Source organism: Streptosporangium sp. NPDC005286 (assembly GCF_040607515.1).
Lineage (GTDB): Bacteria > Actinomycetota > Actinomycetes > Streptosporangiales > Streptosporangiaceae > Streptosporangium.
Genome location: NZ_JBEXGU010000347.1, coordinates 1 through 3,498, shown reverse-complemented (window position 1 = coordinate 3,498; position 3,498 = coordinate 1). Strand labels below are relative to the sequence as shown.

The following is a 3,498-nucleotide window of genomic DNA, read 5'->3' as shown; positions in this document are numbered from 1 at the left end:
CCATGCGCCTCCACCACATCCACCTCAGAGACCGACAACCCCGCACCCGCCAACGCCTGCCGGATCACCCGCTGCTGCGACGGACCATTCGGCGCCGTCAAGCCGTTCGAGGCGCCGTCCTGGTTCACCGCCGAACCCCGGACCACCGCCAGTACCTCGTGTCCCAGCCGTCGTGCATCCGAGAGCCGCTCCACCAGCAGGAACCCGACCCCCTCGGCCCAGCCGGTGCCATCCGCTCCCCGGGCGAACGCCTTGACCCGGCCGTCGGGGGCCAGCCCGCGCTGCCGGGAGAACTCCACGAAGCCGACCGGCGACGTCATCACCGTCACCCCGCCCGCGAGGGCCAGGTCGGACTCGCCCGAACGCAGCGACTGCACCGCCAGGTGCAGGGCGACCAGCGAGGACGAGCACGCCGTGTCGACCGTGACCGCGGGCCCCTCGAACCCGAACGTGTAGGCGATCCGGCCCGACGCCACGCTCGCCGCGTTGCCGATGCTGAGGTAGCCGTCGACGGCCTCCGGCACCTGGGGAAGCCTGGCGGCATAGTCCTGACCGTTCATACCGGCGAAGACCCCGGTCCTGCTGCCCCGCAGGGTGGACACGTCGATTCCGGCCCGCTCGAACGCCTCCCAGGCGGTCTCCAGAAGCAGCCGCTGCTGGGGGTCGGTCGCCAGTGCCTCGCGCGGCGAGATCCCGAAGAACTCCGCGTCGAACTCGGCGACGCCGTCCAGGAACCCTCCGTGGCGGGTGTAGGACTTGCCGGGCCGGTCGGGATCGGGGTCGTACAGGCCCTCCACATCCCAGCCCCGGTCGTCGGGGAACTCCCCGACCGCGTCCACTCCTTCGGCGACCAGCCGCCACAGGTCCTCCGGCGAGCTCACCCCGCCGGGGAACCGGCACGCCATCCCGACAATCGCCATCGGTTCGGTCTGATCGTCCCGTACACGCTGGAGGCGCTGCCGTGTCTCGTGCAACTCGGCGGTGACCCGCTTGAGGAGATGCCTGATCTGGTCCTCACTCATGGTTTACGTCTGTCCCTCTCAAGCACGCGGTTCAGGAGATTCCAAGCGTTCTGCTGATGAACTCGACGAGTTCGTCGTCGCTCGCCGACGACAACTCGTCCGTGACGGCGTCCGCGGGCGGCGTCACGTCGCCCCATGTCGCGGTGAGCCTCCGCAGCCGGGCGGCGGCGACCTCCCGCTCGGCATCGCTCACCGAGGCCTTCGAGAGGGTCGCTTCCAGCGCCTCGATCCCCGCCAGGATCGATGTGATCGTCGTGGCCGTCGCGTCGGCGCGCGGTACGAGCTCCGCGTGCAGGTAGCCGGCCAGAGCCGTCGGGGTGGGATGGTCGAAGACGATCGAGGGAGGCAGCCGCAGCCCGGTCGCCGCGCCGAGCCGGTTGCGCAGCTCGACCGCGGCCAGCGAGTCGAATCCCTGGTCCCGGAACCTCCTGTCGGCCTCGACCGCCTCGGGGGACGGGTGGCTCTGCACCGCCGCGACCTGGAGGCGGACCAGCCGTAGCAGGGTCCGGCGCTGCTCCGCCTCCGCCAGATCGGCGAGCCGCCGTACCAGCTCGGAAACGTCCGTCCCGGTCGGTGCGGCAGCGGCCCCGGATGCCTGGCGGCGGGCCTGGGCGATCTCCGGAAGCTCGCTCACCAGGGGATGTGGCCGGTGCTCGAACATGATCTTCCAGTCGATGTCGGCGATGACGACGTGGGACTCGTCGTGATCGAGCGCCTGGCCCAGCGCGGTGACGGCGAGTTCGGGAGGGAGGCCGCGGAGGCCGTTCCTGGCCAGGGTCAGGGCCGCCTCGGAGGTGACGATGCCGCCGCCCGCCCACTGTCCCCAGGCGATCGAGGTGGCCGGCAGACCGGCTGCCCGGCGGTGCGCGGCGAGCGCGTCGAGGTAGGCGTTTCCCGGCGCGTAGTTGCCCTGACCGGCGACACCGCAGATGCCGGCGACCGAGGAGAACAGCACGAAGGCGGACAGGTCGAGATCGCGGGTCAGCTCGTGCAGATGCCGGGCGCCGACGGCCTTGACCCGCAGGGCGTGGTCCAGCCGCTCGGGGGTGAGCGCCGCGATCAGACCGTCGTCCAGCGTGGCGGCCGTGTGCACCACGGCGGTCAGCGGGTGCTCCGGCGGCACCGAGGCGAGCACGCGGGCGAGGTCGTCCCGGTCACCGACGTCCGCCGCGGCGAAGGTGACCCGGGTCCCCACGTCGGCGAGCCGCGCCCCGAGTTCGGCGGCGCCGGGCGCCGCCTCCCCCCGCCTGCTGACCAGAAGCAGGTGTCTGGCTCCTCGCCCGGCGAGCCAGGCCGCCACGTGCGCACCGAGCGCGCCCGTCCCACCGGTGACGAGGACGGTGCCCTCCGGGTTCCACCCGCCCCTGGCCGGCGGTCCGGCCCCCTCGCTCAGGGGCGCGTGGATCAGGCGTCGCGCGTACAGGCCGGACTTGCGCACGGCCACCTCGATCTCCCGTCCGGCCGGCTCCGCGCTCAGCACACCCGCGAGACGTTCCCAGAGGAGGTCGTCCACCGTCGTGGGAAGGTCGGCCAGACCGCCCCACTGCGCGGGACTCTCGACCGCCGCGATCGCGCCCAGCCCCCAGGTGAGCGCCTGTGCGGGATCCGTCGCCTCGTCCGTGGGCCCGGTGGAGACCGCGTTGCGGGTCACGCACCAGAGCGGCGCGGCGAGGCCCGCGTCGTCCATCGCCTGGAGGAGCGCCACGTTCGCCGCGTACGCCCAGGGGACGGTGACCTGCGCGTCCGCCGCTTCCTCTGTCGCGTTCTCAACAGCAGGGCTCTCAACAGCAGGGCTCTCAACAGCAGGGTTCTCGGCAGCGGAGAGGAGCGAAAGCAGTCCCGCGACCCGGTCCACCGACCCCAGCTGGGCGGCGAGCTTCGCCCGATCCGCGTCGGTCACGACGATCCGGACGACGTCCGCTCCGCTGCCGGTCAGGGCGCGCTCGGCGGGTTCCGCCCACGCCGCCGCCTCCCCTTCGGGGACGAGCACGAGCCACGTTCCCGACAGGCGATCCACCGAAGTCCACCTGACCTGTCTCCAGACCACCCGGTAGCGCCAGGAGTCCGTGGAAGAGCGGACGCGCCTCCGGTCCCACCACGACGTGATCGCGGGCAGCACGGTGTCCAGGGAACCGCGCGCGTCCCCGTCGCCGAGACCGAGGGTGTCCGCGAGTCGCTCGGCATCCGCGCTCTCCACCAGCTCCCAGAACCGGGCGTCCGTCGACTGTTCACCACCGTCCGGCCGGGTGGCGTCGAGCCAGTAGCGCTGTCGCTGGAAGGCGTAGGTGGGCAGGTCCACCTTGCCCGCACCGGGAAAGACCACCTCCCAATCAATCGGACTACCATGCACGAACGCGTGACCCAGCGCGGTCACCACCGAAACCTCCTCCGACCGCTCCCGCCGCAACACCGGCACCACCACCCGCTCCGGCGACAACACCTGCCGCGCCATCGCCGACAACACCCCGTCAGGACC

General features: G+C 72.2%; 2 protein-coding genes. Both read right to left on the bottom strand.

Annotation, left to right across the window (positions count from 1 at the left end; genetic code table 11):
• On the bottom strand, positions 1–1,022 hold a 1,022-nt coding region (locus ABZU75_RS45820; RefSeq protein ID WP_355569677.1), incomplete at its 3' end, for a beta-ketoacyl synthase N-terminal-like domain-containing protein.
• Between the two features lie 31 nt (positions 1,023–1,053).
• Positions 1,054–3,498: SDR family NAD(P)-dependent oxidoreductase (locus ABZU75_RS45815; protein WP_355569674.1), on the bottom strand; the 2,445-nt coding region annotated here is incomplete at its 5' end.